The organism is Sphingorhabdus sp. (assembly GCF_050921905.1).
Lineage (GTDB): Bacteria > Pseudomonadota > Alphaproteobacteria > Sphingomonadales > Sphingomonadaceae > Sphingorhabdus_B.
This window is the reverse complement of sequence record NZ_CP050888.1, coordinates 947,191-968,439: the sequence shown is the minus strand read 5'-3', so window position 1 is coordinate 968,439 and position 21,249 is coordinate 947,191. Positions and strand designations below refer to the sequence as shown.

The 21,249-nt window shown below is 55.6% G+C and carries 18 protein-coding genes; 4 read left to right on the top strand and 14 right to left on the bottom strand.

Features of this window, described 5'->3' with window-relative positions:
* Nucleotides 1-73 precede the first annotated feature (73 nt).
* A complete protein-coding gene (locus tag HEQ18_RS04670) occupies nt 74-1,636 on the top strand; it encodes an AmpG family muropeptide MFS transporter (RefSeq protein ID WP_397605043.1) in 1,563 nt (520 codons plus the stop codon).
* A 49-nt stretch (nt 1,637-1,685) separates the two neighbouring features.
* Here the strand turns inward: HEQ18_RS04670 and HEQ18_RS04665 are convergent, their stop codons facing one another.
* From HEQ18_RS04665 to HEQ18_RS04625, 9 genes are all read right to left on the bottom strand, one after another.
* Nucleotides 1,686-3,026, bottom strand: a complete 1,341-nt coding sequence (locus HEQ18_RS04665; protein ID WP_432815701.1) for a bifunctional folylpolyglutamate synthase/dihydrofolate synthase — start codon at nt 3,024-3,026, stop codon at nt 1,686-1,688.
* A gap of 147 nt (nt 3,027-3,173) precedes the next feature.
* Complete coding sequence (gene accD, locus HEQ18_RS04660) at nt 3,174-4,028, bottom strand: acetyl-CoA carboxylase, carboxyltransferase subunit beta (RefSeq protein WP_296199502.1); 855 nt, start codon at nt 4,026-4,028, stop codon at nt 3,174-3,176.
* Nucleotides 4,029-4,138: 110 nt separating this feature from the next.
* Nucleotides 4,139-4,921, bottom strand: coding sequence for a tryptophan synthase subunit alpha (trpA, locus tag HEQ18_RS04655; protein WP_432815700.1), 783 nt, complete (start codon nt 4,919-4,921; stop codon nt 4,139-4,141).
* Between the two features lie 282 nt (nt 4,922-5,203).
* A complete protein-coding gene (trpB, locus tag HEQ18_RS04650) occupies nt 5,204-6,436 on the bottom strand; it encodes a tryptophan synthase subunit beta (RefSeq protein ID WP_432815699.1) in 1,233 nt (410 codons plus the stop codon).
* 165 nt (nt 6,437-6,601) lie between these two features.
* Nucleotides 6,602-7,276, bottom strand: a complete 675-nt coding sequence (locus HEQ18_RS04645; RefSeq protein WP_432815698.1) for a phosphoribosylanthranilate isomerase — start codon at nt 7,274-7,276, stop codon at nt 6,602-6,604.
* 169 nt (nt 7,277-7,445) lie between these two features.
* Complete coding sequence (gene pyrF, locus HEQ18_RS04640) at nt 7,446-8,120, bottom strand: orotidine-5'-phosphate decarboxylase (RefSeq protein WP_432815697.1); 675 nt, start codon at nt 8,118-8,120, stop codon at nt 7,446-7,448.
* Complete coding sequence (locus HEQ18_RS04635) at nt 8,117-8,422, bottom strand: hypothetical protein (RefSeq protein WP_397605035.1); 306 nt, start codon at nt 8,420-8,422, stop codon at nt 8,117-8,119. The genes pyrF and HEQ18_RS04635 overlap by 4 nt, the downstream gene beginning before the upstream one ends.
* Before the next feature lie 115 nt (nt 8,423-8,537).
* Nucleotides 8,538-9,848, bottom strand: coding sequence for an adenylosuccinate lyase (gene purB / locus HEQ18_RS04630; RefSeq protein WP_432815696.1), 1,311 nt, complete (start codon nt 9,846-9,848; stop codon nt 8,538-8,540).
* Nucleotides 9,849-9,980: 132 nt separating this feature from the next.
* Entirely contained in the window at nt 9,981-12,749 is a 2,769-nt protein-coding gene (locus HEQ18_RS04625; RefSeq protein ID WP_432815695.1) for a TonB-dependent receptor plug domain-containing protein, read from the bottom strand.
* 400 nt (nt 12,750-13,149) lie between these two features.
* Between HEQ18_RS04625 and parC the strand changes: the two genes are divergently transcribed.
* Nucleotides 13,150-15,474 (top strand): DNA topoisomerase IV subunit A, encoded by a 2,325-nt coding sequence (parC, locus tag HEQ18_RS04620; protein WP_432815694.1) that lies wholly within the window; start codon nt 13,150-13,152, stop codon nt 15,472-15,474.
* Here the strand turns inward: parC and HEQ18_RS04615 are convergent.
* From HEQ18_RS04615 to HEQ18_RS04600, 4 genes are read right to left on the bottom strand one after another with little or no spacing between them, the layout of a single operon-like run.
* Nucleotides 15,471-16,694, bottom strand: a complete 1,224-nt coding sequence (locus tag HEQ18_RS04615; RefSeq protein WP_432815693.1) for a CCA tRNA nucleotidyltransferase — start codon at nt 16,692-16,694, stop codon at nt 15,471-15,473. The two genes, parC and HEQ18_RS04615, sit on opposite strands and share 4 nt — an antisense overlap.
* The gene (locus HEQ18_RS04610; RefSeq protein ID WP_397604646.1) at nt 16,691-17,263 is read right to left on the bottom strand and encodes a CoA pyrophosphatase; all 573 of its coding nucleotides are present in this window, start codon (nt 17,261-17,263) and stop codon (nt 16,691-16,693) included. Before HEQ18_RS04610 ends, HEQ18_RS04615 begins: the two co-directional genes overlap by 4 nt.
* A complete protein-coding gene (locus HEQ18_RS04605) occupies nt 17,260-17,811 on the bottom strand; it encodes a DUF1285 domain-containing protein (RefSeq protein WP_432815692.1) in 552 nt (183 codons plus the stop codon). Before HEQ18_RS04605 ends, HEQ18_RS04610 begins: the two co-directional genes overlap by 4 nt.
* 38 nt (nt 17,812-17,849) lie before the next feature.
* On the bottom strand, nt 17,850-18,329 hold the full coding sequence (locus HEQ18_RS04600; protein ID WP_432815691.1) for a GNAT family N-acetyltransferase: 480 nt from the start codon (nt 18,327-18,329) through the stop codon (nt 17,850-17,852).
* A 172-nt stretch (nt 18,330-18,501) separates the two neighbouring features.
* On the opposite strand from HEQ18_RS04600, the gene HEQ18_RS04595 reads away from it, so the two are divergent.
* Nucleotides 18,502-19,347: a DUF1499 domain-containing protein gene (locus tag HEQ18_RS04595; protein ID WP_432815690.1), complete on the top strand. Its 846-nt coding sequence runs from the start codon at nt 18,502-18,504 to the stop codon at nt 19,345-19,347.
* Nucleotides 19,348-19,366: 19 nt separating this feature from the next.
* Here the strand turns inward: HEQ18_RS04595 and HEQ18_RS04590 are convergent, their stop codons facing one another.
* Entirely contained in the window at nt 19,367-20,500 is a 1,134-nt protein-coding gene (locus HEQ18_RS04590; RefSeq protein ID WP_432815689.1) for a PQQ-dependent sugar dehydrogenase, read from the bottom strand.
* Between the two features lie 186 nt (nt 20,501-20,686).
* Here HEQ18_RS04590 and rimP point away from each other — a divergent pair, with 186 nt between their 5' ends.
* Nucleotides 20,687-21,247: a ribosome maturation protein RimP gene (rimP, locus tag HEQ18_RS04585; protein ID WP_397603748.1), complete on the top strand. Its 561-nt coding sequence runs from the start codon at nt 20,687-20,689 to the stop codon at nt 21,245-21,247.
* Nucleotides 21,248-21,249: the final 2 nt, after the last annotated feature.

Genomic DNA, 21,249 nt, shown 5'->3' with positions numbered 1-21,249 from the left:
AGGGCGCTTGAAGGCAGGGCGTGCTTCGACGCAGCTCAGCACTGCGGTTTGAGAGAATATCGGAGGGGTACAAATGTCAGTCGATTTGCAGCGTTTTATCATTTTTGCAGCAGTTCTCATTGCACTGCCTGTTATTGCGATGCTCGTTCCAGCTTTTCGGCCATATTTACGCAAAAACCCCGTCATTACTTTCCTGCTTGGCATTTCCAGCGGTTTTCCGCTGACGTTGCTTATCGCGACCATGACATTCTGGCTGGCTAAGGTTGGTATCGATACCGCGACCATCGGTTTTGCGGTGGCGTTGGGCATTCCCTACACCATCAAATTCCTATGGGCACCCTTGGTCGACAAGCTGCATCTACCGTTCCTGACTAAGGCATTCGGTCAACGCCGAAGCTGGTTGTTCTTTGTGCAGGCATTGCTTTTTGTGTCGATCTGGCAATTGGGTGCGAGCGATCCCCAGCCAGGTGACATGGGCAAGTTTGCGATTTGGGCGCTCATTACGGCCTTCTTATCAGCGACACAGGACATTGTTATTGACGCCTATCGCATCGAAATATTGGAAGAGGAAGAGTTCGCCCATGGCACCGCCACAAACCAGTTTGGCTATCGCACAGGCAATTTGATCGCTGGCGCGGGGACCATCTATTTTGCATCGCAAGAGGGGTTAGGTCTTGGCTGGTCTACGGCTTATGGTTTGACTGCATTTTGCATCATTCCTGCCATCATTGGCGCATTATGGGCGGGACCGGGTAAGTTTGTTGACCGTTTCGTCCATGTTGAGGGCATGAAGCCGAAGCAGTGGTTGACGGAGGCCGTGGTCAACCCCTTCCGCGAATTTTTGACACGGCATGGTGCATTCCTCATTCTTGGCTTTGTACTCGTGTACAAGGTAGGCGACGCCATGGGGCAGGTGATGTTGAGCCCCATGATCGTTGACCTGGGCTTTTCCGATTTCGATTATATTTCAGCCAATAAATTATGGGGCTTTGGCGCGTTGATTGTAGGATCTGCCTTGGGCGCGCCCTTCATATTGTGGCTCGGCATGGGCCGCGCGTTGCTCATCTCGGGCCTGTTGATGATGTTCTCCAACATCATGTTCATGATCTTGGCTGCGTCGGGCAATAACTACTGGATGATGGTTGCCGCCATTTGCACGGAAAATTTGACCAGCGGCATCGGGCTGACGGTGTTCGCCACCTATTTGTCGGGCTTGTCGAGTATCGCCTACACCGCGACGCAATTTGCTTTGCTATCGTCTTTCGCTGGCGTTGGCCGGACGTTCATGGCGGGGCCAGCGGGCATTGTTGCGGAAAATGTAGGTTGGGTTGGTTTTTGGGGCTTCACCGTGGTCGCCGCGATTCCGGGCATGATCCTGCTTTGGGTGTTGTGGAGCAAAGGCTACGTCGTGCAAAGCATCCATCAGGTTAAGACTGTCGATGAAAAGGTGATGAAGGATCCGGTCGGGCCGATACGCATCCTTGGCTTCTTGCTCGTGGTGGCGGGCCTCATCGGGCTGTTACTTTCGCAACCGCTGGAGTTCGCAAATGATATCACATGGTCATTCGCAGCGCTGCTATTCGCCGGAGGATTGCTTGCTTGGAAAGGGCAGCCGAAAAGGGTAGCGCAAGGCTGACTAAGTCTAGCAGAGCATTGCCATCCCAGCGTTCGCAGGGATGGCACGATCAATCAGGGACCTGATCGTTCAAGCGTAACACTTCGCCAGCCAGATAGAGCGAGCCGCAGATCAGGACATTGGCTGGCGCTTGCTGCCCCGCCAACCGTGCCAGCGCGGTTACAATGTCGCCTGTTGCCTCTGCGTCAGTGATGTGTAGTTTAGAACGCGCCACGTCGCACAGTTCGCTTGGCATATGATGCGCATGCCCCGCTATCGGCACGGCAGTGAGCGTTTCAATTTTGTGCCCAAATGGCGCGAGGAAACCAAGCGCGTCCTTATTCTGCAACATGCCGATAATGACATGCACTGGCGCGCCGTTTTCGAGTGTTTTGGCAATCGCTGCCCCTGCGTCTGGGTTATGGCCTCCATCCAGCCAGACATGCGAACCATCGGGCAATAATTCGGTCAGGAGGCCTGCCGCCAGCAATTGCATCCTTGCCGGCCAGCGCGTCCACTCCATCGCGGCGGACAATGCGGCTTCTGGAATGTGGATTGCCGTTTGATGCCGCAGCATCGCCACTGCCAAGGCCGCATTATCCGCCTGATGCGCGCCCGGCATGCGGGGCAGGGGCAGGTTCAACTTTCCAGCCGCGTCACGATAATGCAGACGGCCATCATATACCGCCGCGTCCCAGCCTTCGCCGCGTGCGTGTAACACGGCGTCGTGCAAGGACGCTTGCGCGGCAACGGTGTTAGCCATCGACACGCTATATTTTTGCGTCACCAAAGGCGCGCCGGACTTGGCAATGCCCGCCTTTTCAAACGCGATTCGGTCAAGCGGCAGCATGTCGGGTAGCCCTTCTTCTGCCGCCAACAAAAACCCCTCATGATCCAACCCCAGCGAGGATATGCCGCACGCTATGGGATTGGCCAGAACGTTGGTGGCGTCTAACCGTCCGCCAAGGCCAACCTCAATGATGCACGCATCGGCCTTCGTCCGCGCAAAGGCGCAAAAGGCAACGGCGGTTGTGACTTCGAAAAAGCTGGCCTCCAACCCTTCTGCATGGTCAAGAACTTCGGACAGGAGTGCGGACAAGGTGGCATCGTCAATCAACCGCCCTGCGATGCGGATGCGCTCGTTAAAGCGCACCAGATGCGGGCTGGAATAGACATGGGCGGTCAGGCCAGCCGCTTCAATCGCGCCGCGCAGAAAGGCACAGGTCGAACCCTTGCCGTTGGTGCCGGAGACATGGAAGACGGGCGGGAGATGATGATGCGGGTTGCCGAGCCGATCCAGCAAGGTGGCGATACGTCCAAGGCCCAATATGTCCTTGCCGGGCGACAGCATCGTCAACCGGTCAAGCTGCGCCTGAACGGCAGGGTCAGTGGAGGTAGCGTGGTCAGGCATGTAGGGCCAAATAGCTTCCGAAAAACAATTCGTCACCCTGAACTTGTTTCAGGGTCCATTGCGCGGCAAAAACCGGCGGCCCATGCGTAGAAATAGACCCTGAAACAAGTTCAGGGTGACGGCGGGGTAGCATTACAACCCATTCTATCAAGCCGCCTTTTTCTCCGGCGCGAGATAGCCGATGAGCTGCGACAACACACCGCGCAGGTCGTGGCGGTGCGTGACCATGTCGATCATGCCATGCTCAAGCAAATATTCGGCGCGCTGGAAACCTTCGGGTAGTTTTTCACGGATCGTCTGTTCAATCACGCGCTGTCCAGCAAAGCCAATCAAAGCACCCGGTTCAGCAATCTGAACGTCGCCCAGCATCGCATAAGACGCAGTTACGCCGCCGGTGGTTGGGTCAGTCAACACAACGATATAGGGCAGTCCTGCATCGTGCAGCATTTGTATCGCCACGGTCGAACGCGGCATTTGCATCAGGCTCAATATCCCCTCCTGCATGCGAGCTCCGCCCGCTGCGGTGAAAATGACATAAGGGCACTTTGCTTTGATCGCGGCCTTTACCGCGTCAACAAATGCCTCGCCAACCGCCATGCCCATGGACCCGCCCATGAAGGCGAAATCCTGCACACTGACAACAACCGTCTGGCCGTCGATCTCGCCTTTGGCCGAAATCATCGCATCGGTCTCGCCAGTGGCAAGGCGCGCGGCCTTTATGCGGTCAGTATATTTCTTGGTATCTTTGAATTTCAACGGGTCTTCGCCAACGACGGGTGGGGGCAGCACATTGTAGCTGTCGTCATCGAACAGAGCCGCAAAGCGTGTCGCCGGACCAATGCGGCCATGATGGTCACATTTGGGGCAGACCGATTGATTTTCCTCAAATTCCTTCAGGAAGATCATCGCCTCACAACCCTTGCATTTGTGCCAAAGCGTTTCGGCGGTTTCACGCTTTGCGATGAAGGGAATGGCGTTACGAACGCGGGTGACCCAATTCATGAATTTTCCCCTGTAATTTTACCGTAGCCCTGAGCCTGTCGAAGGGAGCCTGTCGAAGGGCGCTGACCCTAGAGGCGTGCTTCGACAGGCTCAGCACTACGGTTTTGTTATCATGCTCTTGCTGAAATGATAGCTTCTTTCAAAGATGCCACATAATCGCGAATAGGGCCAGCGGCGTTCGCGCCATGCTGGGCAACCAATTCGACAATTGCCGAGCCAACCACCACGCCGTCGGCAACGCGTGCGATGTTGGCAGCTTGTTCGGGGGTGCGGACGCCAAAGCCTACGGCGATGGGCAGATCGGTATGCGCCTTGAGGCGCGCGACAGCTTCATCAATGCTTGTCTGTGCGGCGACTTGTAGGCCCGTGATGCCAGCGACGCTGACATAATATAGGAAACCCGACGCGCCGTTGAGGACCGTGGGCAAACGGGCGGCGTCCGTTGTCGGTGTCGCCAAGCGGATGAGGTCAATGCCAGCATTGCGCAAAGCAGGGCCAAGCTCGGGGTCTTCCTCGGGCGGAATATCGACGCAGATAACGCCGTCGACGCCCGCCTTGTTGCATTCGGACGCAAACCAGTCTCCGCCACGGATCGTCATGGGGTTGGCATAGCCCATCAATACTAATGGCATGTCGGGATGGCGCTTGCGAAAGGCGGAGGCGAGGGCGAAGATATCTGCCGTCTTGGTCCCCGCGTTCAAGCTGCGTATATTTGCTTCCTGAATAACAGGGCCATCGGCCATCGGGTCGGTGAACGGCATGCCAAGTTCAATAACATCCGCCCCGCCCGCCACCAGCGCGTCGAGATTAAAGGCGGTGTCGCCATCACCTGCGGTGATGAAGGCGACGAGCGCGGGGTGGGGTTTGGTGAAGGCGGTGGAGAGGCGGGTCATTTTGCTTTCAATCCCCAAAACCACCTACTCCAAGTTAACGCAGTAACAAATAAAAGTACGGTCAAAAAATCGTCGGCCCCAAAAATCGGAACCTCACCTTTAAAGAAGTTGAATGCGGAAATAATAATGACTCCGATTAAAACGTCGCACAGATATCCGAGAAGAAAGGCCTTCATATCGTCGTCCCTCCCGCATCGTCACCCTGAACTCGTTTCAGGGTCTTACTTTGCGACGGTGAAAAGTAAGATGCTGAAACAAGTTCAGCATGACAGTCGGTCGGTTTCATATCGTCGTCCCCAGCGCCTCGGCCACAGTGAAAATATCCTTGTCACCACGCCCGCATAAGTTTGCCAAGATGATCTGATCGCGGTCCATCATTTTGGCTTCGCGCTCAACGGCGGCAATCGCGTGGGCTGGCTCCAGCGCTGGAATGATGCCTTCGGTGCGGCAGAGCAATTGGAAGGCGGCAAGGGCCTCGACATCGGTCACGCTGTCATACCGCACGCGGCCAATTTCCTTAAGCCAGCTATGCTCCGGACCAATGCCGGGATAATCAAGGCCAGCCGAAATTGAGTGCGCCTCGGCAATTTGGCCGTCTGCATCCTGCAGCAAATAGGTTTTGTTGCCGTGGAGGATGCCGGGGCGACCGCCCGCCAAAGACGCGGCATGTTCCTTGTCGAGACCGTGACCCGCCGCTTCAATGCCGAGCATCGCCACGTCTTTGTCGTCGAGAAACGGATGGAACAGCCCTAGAGCGTTTGAACCGCCGCCAATGCAGGCGACCAGCAAATCGGGCAAGCGATTGATGCGGCTTAGCATTTGTGCGCGCGCTTCCTTGCCGATGACGCTTTGGAAATCGCGGACCAATTCGGGATACGGATGGGGGCCAGCCGCCGTGCCGATGATGTAGAATGTGTCATGGACATTGGCGACCCAGTCACGCAGCCCTTCGTTCATCGCGTCCTTTAACGTGCCAGCGCCGCTGGTGACGGGAATAATCTCTGCGCCCAACAGGCGCATGCGGAACACATTTGGCTGCTGCCGCTCAATGTCTTTTGCGCCCATATAGATGAAGCAGGGCAGGCCAAAACGTGCGCAGACGGTTGCGGTGGCAACGCCATGTTGGCCAGCGCCGGTTTCTGCAATGATCCGCGTCTTGCCCATACGAATAGCAAGCAAAATTTGGCCGACGCAGTTGTTGATCTTATGCGCGCCGGTGTGGTTCAATTCATCACGTTTGAACCAGATTTGCGCGCCTTTGCCCGCAGGCGCGTCCTTGCGGACTTCCTCGGTCAAACGCTCGGCATAATATAGCGGCGATGGGCGGCCGACATAATGTTCCAGCAGATCATCGAACTGCGCGGCAAAGGCCGGGTCCTGTTGCGCCGCGCGATATTCGCGCTCCAGATCAAGCACGAGCGGCATAAGCGTTTCGGCGACATAGCGTCCGCCAAACTGACCAAAATGGCCACGTTCGTCGGGTTGGTTGCGAAAGGAGTTGACGTTCACATTCATCGGTTCGGGTCCATTAAGCCCCGCCCCTTCAGGGGAGGGGTTGGGGTGGGGTCTGTTTAGTTAGCGCAAGGCTGACAAGCCCCACCCCGCTGCGACTAGGCATCGGAGATGCCAAGTCTTGCTGCCCCTCCGCTAAAGGGGCGGGGGGAGTGAAGTATCAGCCCGCTAATGACTGTAATCGCGCACCGCTTGGCAGAAGGCCGCAATCTTGTCCACATCCTTGATGCCCGGCGCGGATTCGACGCCCGACGATGTGTCGACCAGTTGTGCGCGTGTTTGGCGCAAAGCTTCCTTGACGTTGTCGGGGGTCAGGCCGCCAGCAAGGCCCCAAGGGAGCTTGTGCTTATGCTCGGTCAGCAATGACCAATCAAACCGTATGCCCGTCCCGCCGGGCAAGGCCTGTGCTGGCGCATCAAACAAGATGAGGTCTGCTGCATCGACATATTCATCTGCATTTTTGAGCGATGCCGCGTCCCGAACGCCGAACGCCTTCCAAATCTCGATATCAACCGCGCTTTTCAGGACGCGAAGCCATATCGCGGTCTCCGAGCCGTGAAATTGCACGATATCGGGCTTGACGACCTCAATCGCTTTGGCGGTGAGGCCAGGCTCGGCGTTCACCAGCAATAGAACAACTTTCAGCGATGCCGGCGCGCGCATCCGCAGGGCGGCGGCGTGTTCCAATCCAACATGGCGCGGACTTTTCTCGAAATGTACGAGGCCAATATGGGTAGCGCCCGACTTCGCAGCCGCATCGACTACAGTTTCGTCTTTAAGCCCGCAAATTTTGATGTTTGTGTTCATATTGGGCGCAATAGCCGACCATTTCACTTCCGTCATGCTGAACTTGTTTTGGCTCTGCCAGCCTTCGGCTCCAGCATCCATCGCGCCGCCGCGACCCACATTTCGTTAGGCAAAATGGGCCCTGAAACAAGTTCAGGGTGACGAGAAGGAGGGCGGCAGTTCGTCATGCCAACACAAGTTCAGCATGACAGGGAATGCGAATGACTTAAAGCGTGCCCATAATCGCGCGTGCAGCGTCGTCAGGGCTTTCTGCTTTGGTGATGGGTCTGCCGATAACCAATATGCTCGCACCATCGTCACGGGCCTGCCTGGGCGTCACAGTGCGTTTTTGGTCGGCGGTGGAACCGCCTGTGGGCCGAAGGCCGGGGACGACGAAGAAACCATCCTTCCACGCCTTTTTGGCCGCTTTCACTTCATGCCCCGAACAGACAATACCATCAAGGCCTGCCTCTTGCGCGAGCGCGGCCAAGCGGGCCACTTGCAGCTCCGGGCTGTCCGATACGCCAACGCGGTTGAGATCATGATCGTCCAGACTGGTCAGCACCGTTACCGCGACCACTTTGGTATGCAGGCCTGCCGCAGCCTTGGCATCCTCCATCATCGCGCGGCCACCTGCGGCGTGAATGGTGACGATGGCGGGTTCCAGTGCGTTGATTGCCTGCATCGCCTTGGCAACGGTATTGGGAATGTCGTGTAATTTCAGGTCGAGGAAAATCGGTAGGCCCAGTTTCTGCACCTCATGCACGCCATGATGGCCATTGGCGCAGAAAAATTCGAGGCCGAGTTTTACCCCGCCAACTTGTCCCTTGATACGGCGGGTCAATTCCAGAGCGTCTTCCAGATAGGGCGTGTCGATGGCGACGAAGATTGGGTTGGTCATATCGAATCCACAGCAGTGTAACTAGGGGGAGGAGAGGCTGGAGGTGGCGGCGGGAAAGCCGATGTCCGCTGGTTGCCCTCAAGCGTCAATATGCGCCGTTTCATGCGCCACACTTGCGTACGGTGCAAAAGGTACAGCGGCAAAAACCCAAGCAGGAACGAGACAATAACCAAAGCTGGCAATTTGGTATCCAAGCGAAGTCCGCCCCAAAGGCGGACAGACACAGGGCCCCAATTGTTGATCGCGAACACAATCAACCCGATAATGATTGTTACCCAAATCAGCGTTTTTAGAAATCGCATCGTTCGGCGTCTCCTTTTGACGCATAGTTTAAGGAAACTTTCTCCCTTTGGGTAGGGATTAGTATCTTTTCGTCACATGCGCTTCAAACAAAGGTGGATTTAAGTGGTCCTGTCCCTAGCCAAACACCCGGTCAAAAATGGTGTCGATGTGCTTGAAATGATAATCAAGATTGAAACGATCTTCGATTTCCGTCGCGGTCATTTTTGCGGTAACATCCGGGTCGGCTTTAAGCAGTTCCATTAACGATTCTGCGCCATCTGACTCCCACACCTTCATCGCATTGCGTTGCACAATGCGGTAGCTGTCTTCGCGGCTAATGCCCGCCTGAGTCAGTGCCAACAGGACGCGCTGCGAATGGACAAGCCCGCCCATGCGATCAAGATTCTTTTGCATCCGATCGGGGTAGATCAGCAACTTGTCTATGACACCCGTCAGACGGCCAAGCGCGAAATCGAGCGTGATGGTGGCATCGGGGCCGATATAGCGTTCAACGCTCGAATGGCTGATGTCGCGTTCATGCCATAAGGCGACATTTTCGAGCGCGGGGGTGACATAGCCACGGACCATACGGGCAAGCCCCGTGAGGTTTTCGGTCAAGATCGGGTTGCGCTTATGCGGCATGGCCGAGCTGCCCTTTTGCCCCGGCGCAAAATATTCCTCCGCCTCCAGCACCTCCGTGCGCTGCAAATGACGCACTTCGGTCGCGAGACGCTCAATGGATGAGGCGATGACGCCCAGCGTCGCAAAATACATGGCATGGCGGTCACGGGGAATGACCTGCGTTGATACTGGTTCAACTGCAAGGCCAAGCTTGGCGGCAACATGCGCCTCTATTTTGGGGTCAATATTGGCGAAGGTACCGACGGCACCCGAAATTGCACAGGTCGCGATTTCGGCGCGCGCCGCAACCAGACGTGCGCGACCGCGGGCAAATTCGGCATAAGCTTGCGCCAGCTTCATACCAAAGGTGATGGGTTCGGCGTGTATGCCATGGCTGCGGCCAATGGTCGGTGTGAACTTATGTTCCATCGCGCGGTTTTTGATGGCGGCAAGAAGTGCATCCATGTCAGCGAGCAACAGGTCTGTCGCCTGAGTCAATTGGACGGCAAGGCAGGTGTCAAGAACATCGGAGGACGTCATGCCCTGATGCATGAAGCGGGCCTCGTCGCCGACTTGTTCTGCAACCCATGTCAGGAACGCGATAACGTCATGCTTTGTGACGACTTCGATTGCGTCGATAGCCGCGACGTCGATAACTGGGTTTGTTGCCCACCACGTCCAAAGGGCCTGGGCGGCTGATGCCGGCACAACGCCAATTTGGGCCAGCGCGTCTGTGGCATGCGCTTCTATCTCGAACCAAATGCGGAAACGGTTTTCCGGCTCCCAAATCTTGACCATGTCTGGGCGGGAATAACGTGGGATCATAAGAAACGCCTTCGGCTGATTTTGGGAGTCGTGGACCCGTTAGCAGGCGTAAGGTTGGGCGTCAAAACGCGAGGCCCAAAAAGAAGGGCGCGGGTTTTACGCCGCGCCCTTCTTGTTCAAGTTCTTGAGGGATTAGAAATTGACGGAGAGCCGTCCGTAAAGGAAGCGGCCGTTAAACCCAAATGGAGAGAAGCCCGAATAGGGAAAATATCCAGCATTCACTGGGAAACTTCCGCCGGTTGCCCGTGCACCCTGTGGTCGCGCATCCGGATAAACGTCGAACAAGTTATTCGCACCGACTGCCAATTCAATCCGTTCCGCAAATGTGTAGCGGAACTCCAAGTCGGTGATCCATTTTGCACGCAGCACCAAGTCATCGGGACCCAGCGCAACAAGGCTAGCAGCATTTGCGATGGGCGCCGCTGCATCGGGTGATGTAACTTCACCGTAGCGTGTTGAGCGTGCAGTGATTCCGAGGTCTCCGATCTTACCATCGGTACTTAAAACGATCTTGTCGCTTGGCTGTCCATTGGTGAAGCGTATGCCCTCTACTCGACCGAACAGAACCAAACCGGGAATCGCCGAAAGCGGACCCAGTGCGTTGATGCGCTGATCGATTTTGGTTTCATTTAGATTGTATGCGGCGGTCAGCGTCCAATTGCCGAAATCTCCCGCATCCGCCCGCCAACTCGCTACTGCGTCGATACCTTGCGTCGTAGTATCCAGCCCGTTGATGAAGAAGCGGGCAGCACCGACGCTCTGGAAGCCATTCGCGTCAAGAATAGTCTTCACGGCGGTCTGGATTGCTGCACCACCTGTGCCAGCTGCGCCTAAATTTTCTGTCAAAACAATGCGGTCTTCAATTTTGATGTTATAGTAGTCCATCGTCAAACTGAGCTGTGACGTTGGCTGCATGGTAATGCCGAGGCTGAGATTTTTGGATTTTTCAGCTTTCAACGCCTGTGCGCCCAATGCCTTTGCGACGGGGCTGTTTACCGCAACCGTGCTGATTTCGACTGGAAGACCAGCGATGAAATTAGTCGATGTTGTCGTAAAAAACTGTTGGTGAAGAGAAGGCGCGCGGAAGCCGTTCGAGTAAGAACCACGAAACGCAAGGCCCTCTACTGGCTCATAACGCATCGCTAATTTGCCGTTATACGCACTGCCAAAGTCCGAAAAATCCTCATAACGTCCGGCGATCGTGACGGTTAGGCCGTCGAACAGGTCGCCATCAAGTTCGACATAGGCTGCCTTGCTGTTCCGGCTCGCGTCGGTGGCCGCCGACGTGGGGAAGCCCGGGAAACCTTGTGCGCCAACTAAAGCTCCCCGTCCGGGGAAGCTGCACACATTGGTTGACGCGTTAAACACTCCAGTTTGAGCCGCGCAATTGACAGCCGTTGTTACGAACGATGCACGAAAAAAGGGCCCAATGGCGAAAGATTGCGTATCGCCCGACCGGATTTTGAAATTCTCATCCCGATATTCAACACCAACAGCGAAAGAAATCGGGGACGCAAGACCGAAATCAAATTCACGCGAGACATCCAGATTTGCGGTCAATTGCCCAAATTCAAGTCCACCTGCGTCGAAATCAGTTTGGCTGGCAGGGCCAAAGCTCGTATTAACACTGTTGCGAACCATGTAATCAAATCTGTTATTTCCATATCCGATGGACAGATCAGTGTTCCAGCCACCAACTTGTCCCTTGATGCCAATGAAGCCAGCATAATCTTGAAGTTCGGAATCGATAAATGGCAGGAAACCGTCAGCGCGTAGCGGTACGAAATTTGCTGTGGTAGCCGCTGTGTTGGGTGTCAACACCGACCAGTCGCGATTGTTTGCCGATGACGATTGTCGATAGTTAGCAGCGCTGAGGCCATCGCGGTGTCCAAAGGAGCCAAAGGCATAGATTTCTAAGGATTCACCAACTGGCATGCCAGCGCTACCGAAAAAGTTATAATCTTCGGTCTTTGCGTCGCCAAAAATAAAATTGCGGCGGTTGAAAGTGAGTTCTTTTGAATCAAAAGCCGCTGTTGGGCGGTTGTAGTTCGGCCGCAGATCGAAGCCTGAACGATTGGTTGCGTCGCGATCACGATATTCGCCTGTCAGATTTATATAACCTTCGCCGATCGGTATGCCGATGTTGACAGCCGCGGTTTTATACTCGCCGTCGCGCGCTTTTTGCTCGCCATCAGTGTTTGCAAGGAAAAATCGGTTATCTGCGGGATTGAGAACGGGCTGGTTGCCGACGGTTTGCAAGCCGGTCACGCGCGGTACACCAGCCATGTCGCTGTAATATTTACCCCAACTGATGCTTGCTCTGCCACCATTATCAGCAGTTTTGGTCCGTATGTTGATGACGCCCGCAATAGCATCTGAGCCATATTGCGATGAAGCGCCATCGCGCAGCACTTCGACGCGCTCAATTGCAAGCGCAGGAATGAGGTTGAGGTCGACGGCTGCGCTGCCCCGCCCTACGGAGCCGTTTACGTTCAGCAATGCGGTGACATGGCGACGCTTGCCATTCACGAGTACCAAAGTTTGATCTGGTGCGAGCCCGCGAAGAGAAGCGGGGCGAATAACATCTGTGCCATCGGTAATTGACGGCTGAGGAAAGTTGAATGACGGCACGAGCTGGTTGAGGATTTTGTTTGTTTCTGTCAGTCCTGTGCTGGCGAGCGCATCACCTGAGATCACGTCGACTGGAACAGGGCTATCGGCAACAGTACGGTCGGTACGGCGCGTGCCGGTGACGATAATGGCGTCTTGGCCAGTTGCTTCTTCAACGACCGCATCTTGCGGCGCGCTGTCTTGAGCAAAGGCTGGATTTGCCGCAGCTATAAATAGAGCAGTGGTCGAAACCGTCACTGCAAGTGCTGAAATTAGCTTATGCGTATTCATTTTCTTTCCCCGTTGTTATGCGTGTATTTTGGTTGTTGACATGAATCTGACACTTTATTGCGTTAAGTTCCAGTAAAGACGCAATATTGAAATATTTTTTCATGGAACTGTGGCTTTGCGGCAACGCACTTATATCCGAATAGATTCTAGGGTCAGGAACACTTAAATGCACCTTCGCGGTTTGAGGCCATATTGTTCAGTGCCAGGCGGAAAGGCGCAGGCTTAGTGTTTCTAAGTCTAGCTTTGCCAACGTGGCAGCGGACATTTTGCTTCGATATCTTTGCCATTTTGACGCCGCGAAGGTGGATTTAAGTGGTCCTGACCCTAAAAATTGCATTTAGCTGTGGATTGCTGAAATCGTTGCTTTGCGACTGCGGGTTGGCCCGCTATCGGCTCATGCATGTCTGATATCGTTGATGCCCCAGCAGAAGATCCGTTCGACGCGATAGTTGATACGCCGTTTGATGCGGCTTTGTCGGAACGTTACCTGATCTATGCAATGTCAACGATTACGGCGCGTTCTTTGCCAGATTTGCGGGACGGGCTTAAGCCGGTCCATCGGCGTCTATTATGGGCCATGCGCCTGTTGAAGCTTGATCCGGCCAGCGGGTATAAGAAATGCGCGCGGGTCGTCGGTGATGTTATTGGTAAATATCACCCGCATGGCGACCAGTCGGTGTATGATGCGATGGTCCGCCTCGCGCAGACATTTTCCCTGCGCTATCCGTTGGTCGATGGCCAAGGCAATTTCGGCAATATCGACGGCGATAATGCGGCTGCTTACCGATATACCGAAGCGCGGCTGACAAAGACGGCCATTGAGCTGATGAACGGGCTTGACGAAAACGCGACCGATTTTCGGCCAACCTATAATGGCGAAGATGAAGAGCCAGAGGTCATGCCCGGCCTGTTCCCGAACTTGCTGGCCAATGGGGCAAGCGGCATTGCCGTGGGCATGGCGACAAGCATACCGTCGCATAATGCCGCCGAGATTATTGACGCTGCTATGCTGTTGATTGACAATCCGCAGGCCAGTCACGAACAATTGATGGAAATTGTGCGTGGCCCGGACTTTGCGACGGGCGGCGTGTTGGTGGACAGCCCATCGGTGATCAGCGCTGCTTATGCTTCTGGCCGAGGAGCCATGCGGGTGCGCGCGCGTTTCTCGAACGGCTGGCAGGATGACAAAAAATGGGAACCAACCGGCGTTGAAAAACTGCCCGGCGGTACATGGCAGTTGGTCGTGTCTGAAATTCCCTATCAAGTGCAAAAGGGCAAGCTGATTGAGCAAATCGCGCAGCTCATTGCCGACAAAAAGCTGCCCATTCTTGATGATATTCGCGATGAAAGCGACGAGCATGTCCGCATTGTGCTTGTGCCGAAAAGCCGCAATGTTGATCCCGAAGACCTGAAAAACGCCTTGTTCCGCCTGACCGATTTGGAAACGCGCTTCTCGTTAAACATGAACGTGTTGGATTCCGACCGCACGCCTAAGGTTATGGGCTTAGGCGAAGTCCTGCGGCACTGGTTGCGGCACCAGATTGAAGTGCTCGTCCGCAAATCCCAGCACCGGCTTGAGAAAATCGACGCGCGGCTGGAGCTGCTTCAAGGCTATATCATTGCGTTCCTTAATCTTGACCGCATTATCGAGATTATCCGTACAGAGGACGAACCCAAGCCCGTCATGATGGCGGAATTCCAATTGAATGACCGACAGGCCGAGGCCATCCTGAACATGCGTTTGCGGTCCTTGCGCAGGCTTGAGGAAATGGAACTACGGCGGGAGCTTGAAGCGTTAGAGGCCGAGCGTGAAGAGCTTGCAAAATTGATCGAAAGCCCGGCGCTGCAAAAGAAGCGTTTGAAGAAAGACCTTTCGGCACTGCGTAAGAATTACGCCGAAGAAACGGCGCTTGGACGCCGCCGGACAAGTTTGGAAGAAGCCGGGCAAGTGCGCGAGATTTCGCTTGAGGCCTTTGTGGAACGCGAACCTGTGACCGTCATCATGTCAAAGCGCGGCTGGATCAAGGCGATGAAGGGGCATGCTGACCTCTCCGCACGCGCAGATTTCAAGTTCAAGGAAGGGGATGGCCCCGCTTTCGCCTTCCATACCCAAACGACGGACAAGATCCTTATTGCGACCGCAAATGGCCGTTTTTACACCTTGGGTGCGGATAAACTTCCCGGTGCGCGAGGTTTCGGTGAGCCTGTGAGCACGATGATCGACATGGAAGCAGGAAACGATATTATTGCCGTTTTCCCGGCCGTTGCCGATGGCCGAATGTTGCTGGCTGCTACCACCGGAAAGGGTTTCATTGCGCGCATCAGCGATGTTATCGCCGAGACACGCAAAGGACGCGGCGTTGTGACATTGAAGCCTGGCACGCGGCTGAAAGTCGTCCGCCTCGCACCGCCGGAGACTTCGGATGAAGCCGCCTTGCGCGACCAATATGTCGCCGTGGTGGGCGATAACCGGAAACTGGTTGTCTTCCCGATGACCGAAATTCCTGAAATGTCCAAAGGGCAGGGCGTTACCTTGCAACGCTATAAGGACGGCGGGCTTGCGGATGCCATTTGTTTCCGCATGAGCGAAGGCCTTAGCTGGGCCATGGGCGGCGACAGTGGGCGGATGCGGACGGAGCATGACATGTCGTTATGGCGTGTTGCGCGCGGTGCCGCTGGCCGATTGCCGCCGCAGGGATTCCCGCGGAACAATCAATTTGATTAATCAAGTCCGGACAAAACAGCTTTGACCGCTTGTACAGCCAGTTCGCGCTGGCGTGCCGCATCGGGAAAATCCTCTGCGACCCAACTGGTTTCTATGGCTTGCAGCGTTTTTGCGACCACGGGGCCAGCGGGCAAGCCCATGACAATGAGTTCGCCGCCCTTGATCGAAAGCGTTGGAATATCCCATTGTTCCAGCCGCGCGAGGCATTCCGGCACTTGCACATCAACAGCATATAGCATCACGGCATCGCGCGCAGCGTCGATATCCGCACGATAGGCGATCGCGCGGACATTAAAGGGTATCGGGACGCCTGCGCGCAACCTTTGAGCAAAGCCCTCGCGCATTTTGTTGGACAGCTTCAACCGCGCCGCAACCTTATCGGCCGCAACAATACCGCGGGTTAACAACGCCAGAAAGCGTGCAGTCAGCGAGACGGGCTGCGCAAATTGCGCTTCGCGCTCCACAAGGTGCCGCAGTTTATCGGCGGCATCGCGGGCTAACTCGGGCAAAAACGGAGTGAAGATGCCGTTATCGATCATCAGCTCGACCGATGCGACGGGATCTTTCAATCCCAATATGCGGGTGAGTTCCTGCGCTATGCGTTCGCGCGACAAGGCGGTCAGCCCATGCGCACCAGCTGCGCAGGCCTGAATGGCGTCACCATCAATCTGCCCGCCGCCATATCGGGCAAGGAACCGGAAATAGCGCAATATGCGTAAGAAATCCTCGGCGATCCGTTGATTGGCATCGCCAATAAACCGCAGTCTGCGCGCTTCCAGATCGCTTAATCCTTCAAAATAGTCGAAGACTTCCCCGCTTTTGGGGTCAGCATATAAGGCGTTGATTGTGAAGTCGCGGCGGCTTGCATCCTCCTGCCAATCGGTGGCAAAAGCAACCGTCGCACGGCGTCCATCGGTTGCAACATCGCGCCGCAATGTGGTGATCTCGTAATTTTTGCCAGCCACAGCGGCGGTGACTGTGCCATGTTCGATGCCGGTCGGAATGGCCTTAATGCCCGCAGCTTCCAAACGGTTGATGACTTCGTTGGGCAATAAGGCCGTTGCGATATCAACATCGGATACGGGCAAACCAAGCAGCGTGTCGCGCACCGCGCCGCCCACATAACGCGGCCCGCCATAAACATCATCCAGCGCCGCCAAAACGCTTTTCAGGCCATCGGCATGCTGCCATTCGGCATCGGGAAGGCGCACCGGCGTCATGCCAGCCGCCGCACGAGATTTGCTATGATCCCCGCCGTCACGCCCCATATCCGTCGTTCGCCCCATTGCATGTCATAATAGCTACGTTGCTGTCCATTCCAAGCGGCCTCTTTTCGAACCGAATTGGCAGGATCAAGCAGGAAAGCAAGCGGCACTTCGAAATAGTCATCCACTTCTTGCGGGTTGGGCCGCATAAGAAGGTCAGCGGGAATGAAGCCAACGACAGGGGCGATGCTGTATCCGCTGCCGGAAAAATAGATGTCCGCGACGCCGATGACGTCAACTATTGTTGGCGGGATGTTCAATTCTTCATGCGCCTCACGCAAGGCCGCCGCGATTTCGTTTTCGTCGCTTTCATCGACCTTGCCACCGGGAAAGGCAACCTGGCCCGCATGGCTGCGCAACCATGTGGGGCGCTGGGTCAAGATGACACCAGGTTCCGCCCGGTCCGTTATGGGGATCAGGACCGCCGCCGCGCGGTGCGTGTCGACGGCAAAGTGCCGTTCGTCTTCAATCTCTATGCTGCGCGCGGGATCAAGCGCCATTTGCAACCGCTGCCGCCAGCTCATATAGGCGAAGCCAGCCCGAATTGCGCGCCTTTGCTCCAGATGCTTGGGTCTTCCGGATTTTCGGCAAGCGCCAAATTGGCGAGTTCATAATAGACTGGACGCGCAAGCTTTGCCCACATTCCGCCGCGCACATGCACATATAACAGGTCGCCGCGCATTTCGATTGGGTGATCGGCATCGGCAAAAACAAGGTCGTCGCTGTTGAGCCGGAACGCCAAGCTGCGTTCGGGGCCTTCGCCTTCGCTTTGCAGTTCGGCGGCAATAAACGGGGCATCGTCGACAAGTATCGAAAGCCTTTGCTGCGGCGTCACAAGCCAATATCGTCCATCGGCATCGCGGCGCAATAGGCTGGAAAAGGCACGGACCATTGCCGGCCGCGTAATTTCCCCGCCCTGATGAAACCATTTGCCGTCAGACGCGATCCGCATTTCGCTGTCGCCGGTGGTGGCCGGTTCCCAGCTTTCCACCGGCGGCAATTTCCGCGCCGCAACAAGTTCGGCAATGTCCGACAGGGTTAGCTTGGCTAGATCAGGTGCTTCGTACGGCATAGAAATGCGATAGGTCCAATCGGGCCAATCGTCAAAGCTTAGTCAGTTGGCCCAAGCATGCCATGTGTTGGCAATGCTATCATTTCGACATTGCGCAGCAGCAAACGCCGTGGCTCCCAAGGGCCGGGTAAGGTCCAACCAGATGTGCCCTTGGCTTCAAAACCAAAACGGCCATAATATTCCGGATCGCCAATCATCACCATTGGCGCATCGCGAGGTGTTGCGGCGTTGAGCGTCAATTGCATCAATTGTGTTCCAAGCCCTTCATTCTGGCGATGGCTGGCGACAGCGACCGGCCCCACCAAGACCAGATTGGCCATTCCAACGCGCACTGGCCAACACTGAATGCTAGCGACAAGTGCATCGTCGTCCAAAATCCCAAAGGACAGATGATCAATGGCGGCCATGCCTTTGCGCAGCAAATAGGCCGTGCGTACACGCCGGTCGGCCCCGAACGCATCATCGAGTAAAGCGTTCAACGTATCGGCGGATATGCCTGAAAGGGGCGTATTGTGCATGTTAAACTTGCCGGGATATGGGACACACTAAAGGCGTCCACTGTCATTGCGGGCGATGTTTGTCCAATCGAATATCATGTCGCCGATTATAAAAGCTGCCGTAAATTGCCTTTCGACGGAACATCTATTAGCATGAGCCGCTTAAGTGGTTTCGTCACGCAGGAGAGAGAATTTGACCGATCAGGAAGCGCCCCAATTGGCACCAGAAGCGACATCGTCACCTGCTTCGACGCAACCGCGTGCCCAAAGAGATATCCTTGGCTATCTGGTTTTGATTGCAGGCGTCGGTGCTTTGGTCTGTGGCGCGGTTGCGGCGGTTGGGACAGGTTGGGGTTTTTGGGACTATAAATCTGGCTTGATGGGCGTCGCGGGGGCGTTTCTTTTGGGGATAGTGGCTATTTTGATTGGGCTCGTTCAAGAGCTTCGCGTTCGTAAATCCAATACGCCACCCTTGCGTGCACGGCGCTGGATCGGGATGCTGGTCGCTTTGGTCTATGTTGGCTGGGTAGGGACGTTTCTCGTCAAGGCGCTGACTGTGCCTGCTATTCATGATGTGTCTACTGACCTTGCTGATCCGCCAGCCTTTCAGACATTGCAATTGCGTGCGGACAATTGGGACGCGGTTCCCGGAGCTGACGATAGCAACATGCGCGGCCTGACGCCGGAACAACGTTGGGCGATGGTGCATCAAAAGGCCTATGGCGATATCCGTTCCGTGCGCGTGAACGAACCGGTGCCGATGGTGATTGCCAAGGCGGAGCGTCTGGCCAAAGCACGTGGTTGGGATGTCGCAACATCTTTACCAGAAGAAGGCCGTTTAGAAGCCACCGAAACGAGCGCATTTTTCCGGTTCAAAGATGATGTCATATTGCGTGTCCGTCCATCAGACACGGGCGAGGGGAGCATTGTCGATATGCGTTCCGTCAGCCGCGTTGGGCAGAGCGACTTGGGCATGAACGCCAAACGCGTCCGTTCGTTTCTGGCGGATTTAACCGGAACGGTAACGGCGGCGCAATAAAGCGCCGCCGTCAGTTCGCTTAAGGCTTCGGGGTCAGCTTCAACAAGCGGCCCTTTGAACCTGCGCGTTCGTCTTCAAGCAACCAGATAGCGCCATCGGGACCCTGTTCGACTTCGCGGATACGCGCGCCCATGTCCCATTGGTCTGCCTTTGTCGCATTTTCGCCTTTCAGTTTCACACGGACCAAAGCTTTTGCACCAAGGCCGCCGATAAACGCGCTGCCTTTCCAAGCTTTAAACATGTCGCCCGAGTAGATCATCAATCCACCGGGAGAAATAGCCGGGTTCCAGGAAACCTTCGGCGCTTCAAAGCCATCGCCCGCCATATGGTCGGGGATATTGCGGCCGTCATAATGGTCGCCATTGGACACGGTTGGATAGCCGTAATTGGCTGCTTTTTTGACAAGGTTTAATTCATCACCGCCAGCGGGGCCCATTTCTTGGTTCCACAAACGACCCTGTGCATCAAAGGCAATACCAAGCGGATTGCGATGTCCGTAAGACCATATCTGCGACTTTACCCGGCCTTGGTCATAAAAGGGGTTGTCCGATGGCACCATGCCGCCGTCGGTCAAGCGCACAATTTTGCCAAGATTTTGGTTGAGATCCTGCGCTGGGTCGAACTTCTGTCGTTCGCCGCTGCTGATATACAAGTTGCCGTCCGGACCAAAGGCGAGGCGATGGCCATAATGGCCTTGCCCTGAAACCTTTGGTTCCTGACGCCAGATGATTTGAACGTCGGTCAGCATCGGCTTTGCGCTTGTTACATCCAGCTTGCCACGGGCAACCGCCGCACCAAAGCCACCTTCGCCCGCCTCTGCAAAGCTGAGATAGACGAAATTGTTGTTGGCAAAGTCGGGATGGAGGATCACATCGCCAAGGCCCCCCTGGCCGCCATAAGCGACCGCAGGAACGCCTTCGACATCGACAACGGCGCCTCCATTTTGCCACAGCTTCAGCTTACCTTTTTTCTCGGTCACCAGCGCATAAGCGGTGCCGGGGACGAATGTCATGGCCCAAGGTTCTTCGAAATCTGCAACGACGGCGACATCAAAAGGCAAAGCGCTGTTGTCCGCAGGGGCGGCATCACTGGCCGAAGGCTGGCAGGCGGCGGCCAGAAATGATGCGCCGATCAGAAAAGACAATTTTGACATGATGCAAAGCTCCTTTTTATATATGCCCACGTCAATTGGTGCGTAACGGGGCGATGTGCAAGACACTTGCATATGAAAGTTGCCGGGGCTATACAGATGTCATCCTTACATTGTGAGAACGTGAAAGGGCTGGCGCCACTGGGGCCGGCGCGAAAGTCATTGCATGCCGAATAAGAAAGTCTGATTTTGCCTGATCTGGATAAACTGAGCAGTTTGATTGCGCCCGAGGCGCAAGCGCTTGGCTTTGCCTTGGTTCGCGTGGCGTGGTTTTCCAATGGCGCGCAGGGTAGCGACGAGCCAACCTTGCAGGTGATGGCCGAGCGTCCCGAGACACGGCAACTGAACATCGATGATTGTGCGGCGCTTTCGCATCGTATCTCCGATCTGTTTGATGAGCTTGACCCCATATTAGAGGCTTATCGCCTTGAAGTTAGCTCGCCCGGAATTGACCGGCCATTGACGCGGCTTGCCGATTTTTCTGACTGGGTAGGGCATGAGGCCAAGATCGAACTGAGCGAGCCGATGGATGGGCGCAAGAATATTCGCGGTGATCTTGCCGGTGTAGATGGCGAAAATATTCATGTTGACGACCGCAAGGCGGGGCGCCTGACCTTCCCATTTTCCGCACTTGGCCACGCCAAGCTGCTCTTGACAGACCGGCTGATTGCGTCGACTGCCCCCATCAACAGCGATGGGGCGGACGAAGTAGAGGCTGAACCCATTCACGACGAAGCACAGGAAGATTAAGA

What these genes read in the sequence shown, in the direction of transcription:
- HEQ18_RS04645 (WP_432815698.1), bottom strand. Translation starts at nt 7,276, where the DNA reads ATGACGGAAGTGAAATGGTCGGCTATTGCGCCCAATATGAACACAAAC.
- HEQ18_RS04665 (WP_432815701.1), bottom strand. Translation starts at nt 3,026, where the DNA reads ATGCCTGACCACGCTACCTCCACTGACCCTGCCGTTCAGGCGCAGCTT.
- HEQ18_RS04670 (WP_397605043.1), top strand. Translation starts at nt 74, where the DNA reads ATGTCAGTCGATTTGCAGCGTTTTATCATTTTTGCAGCAGTTCTCATT.
- HEQ18_RS04635 (WP_397605035.1), bottom strand. Translation starts at nt 8,422, where the DNA reads ATGCGATTTCTAAAAACGCTGATTTGGGTAACAATCATTATCGGGTTG.
- parC (WP_432815694.1), top strand. Translation starts at nt 13,150, where the DNA reads ATGTCTGATATCGTTGATGCCCCAGCAGAAGATCCGTTCGACGCGATA.
- accD (WP_296199502.1), bottom strand. Translation starts at nt 4,028, where the DNA reads ATGAATTGGGTCACCCGCGTTCGTAACGCCATTCCCTTCATCGCAAAG.
- purB (WP_432815696.1), bottom strand. Translation starts at nt 9,848, where the DNA reads ATGATCCCACGTTATTCCCGCCCAGACATGGTCAAGATTTGGGAGCCG.
- HEQ18_RS04610 (WP_397604646.1), bottom strand. Translation starts at nt 17,263, where the DNA reads ATGAGCTGGCGGCAGCGGTTGCAAATGGCGCTTGATCCCGCGCGCAGC.
- trpA (WP_432815700.1), bottom strand. Translation starts at nt 4,921, where the DNA reads ATGACCCGCCTCTCCACCGCCTTCACCAAACCCCACCCCGCGCTCGTC.
- HEQ18_RS04590 (WP_432815689.1), bottom strand. Translation starts at nt 20,500, where the DNA reads ATGTCAAAATTGTCTTTTCTGATCGGCGCATCATTTCTGGCCGCCGCC.
- HEQ18_RS04600 (WP_432815691.1), bottom strand. Translation starts at nt 18,329, where the DNA reads ATGCACAATACGCCCCTTTCAGGCATATCCGCCGATACGTTGAACGCT.
- pyrF (WP_432815697.1), bottom strand. Translation starts at nt 8,120, where the DNA reads ATGACCAACCCAATCTTCGTCGCCATCGACACGCCCTATCTGGAAGAC.
- HEQ18_RS04605 (WP_432815692.1), bottom strand. Translation starts at nt 17,811, where the DNA reads ATGCCGTACGAAGCACCTGATCTAGCCAAGCTAACCCTGTCGGACATT.
- HEQ18_RS04615 (WP_432815693.1), bottom strand. Translation starts at nt 16,694, where the DNA reads ATGACGCCGGTGCGCCTTCCCGATGCCGAATGGCAGCATGCCGATGGC.
- trpB (WP_432815699.1), bottom strand. Translation starts at nt 6,436, where the DNA reads ATGAATGTGAACGTCAACTCCTTTCGCAACCAACCCGACGAACGTGGC.
- HEQ18_RS04625 (WP_432815695.1), bottom strand. Translation starts at nt 12,749, where the DNA reads ATGAATACGCATAAGCTAATTTCAGCACTTGCAGTGACGGTTTCGACC.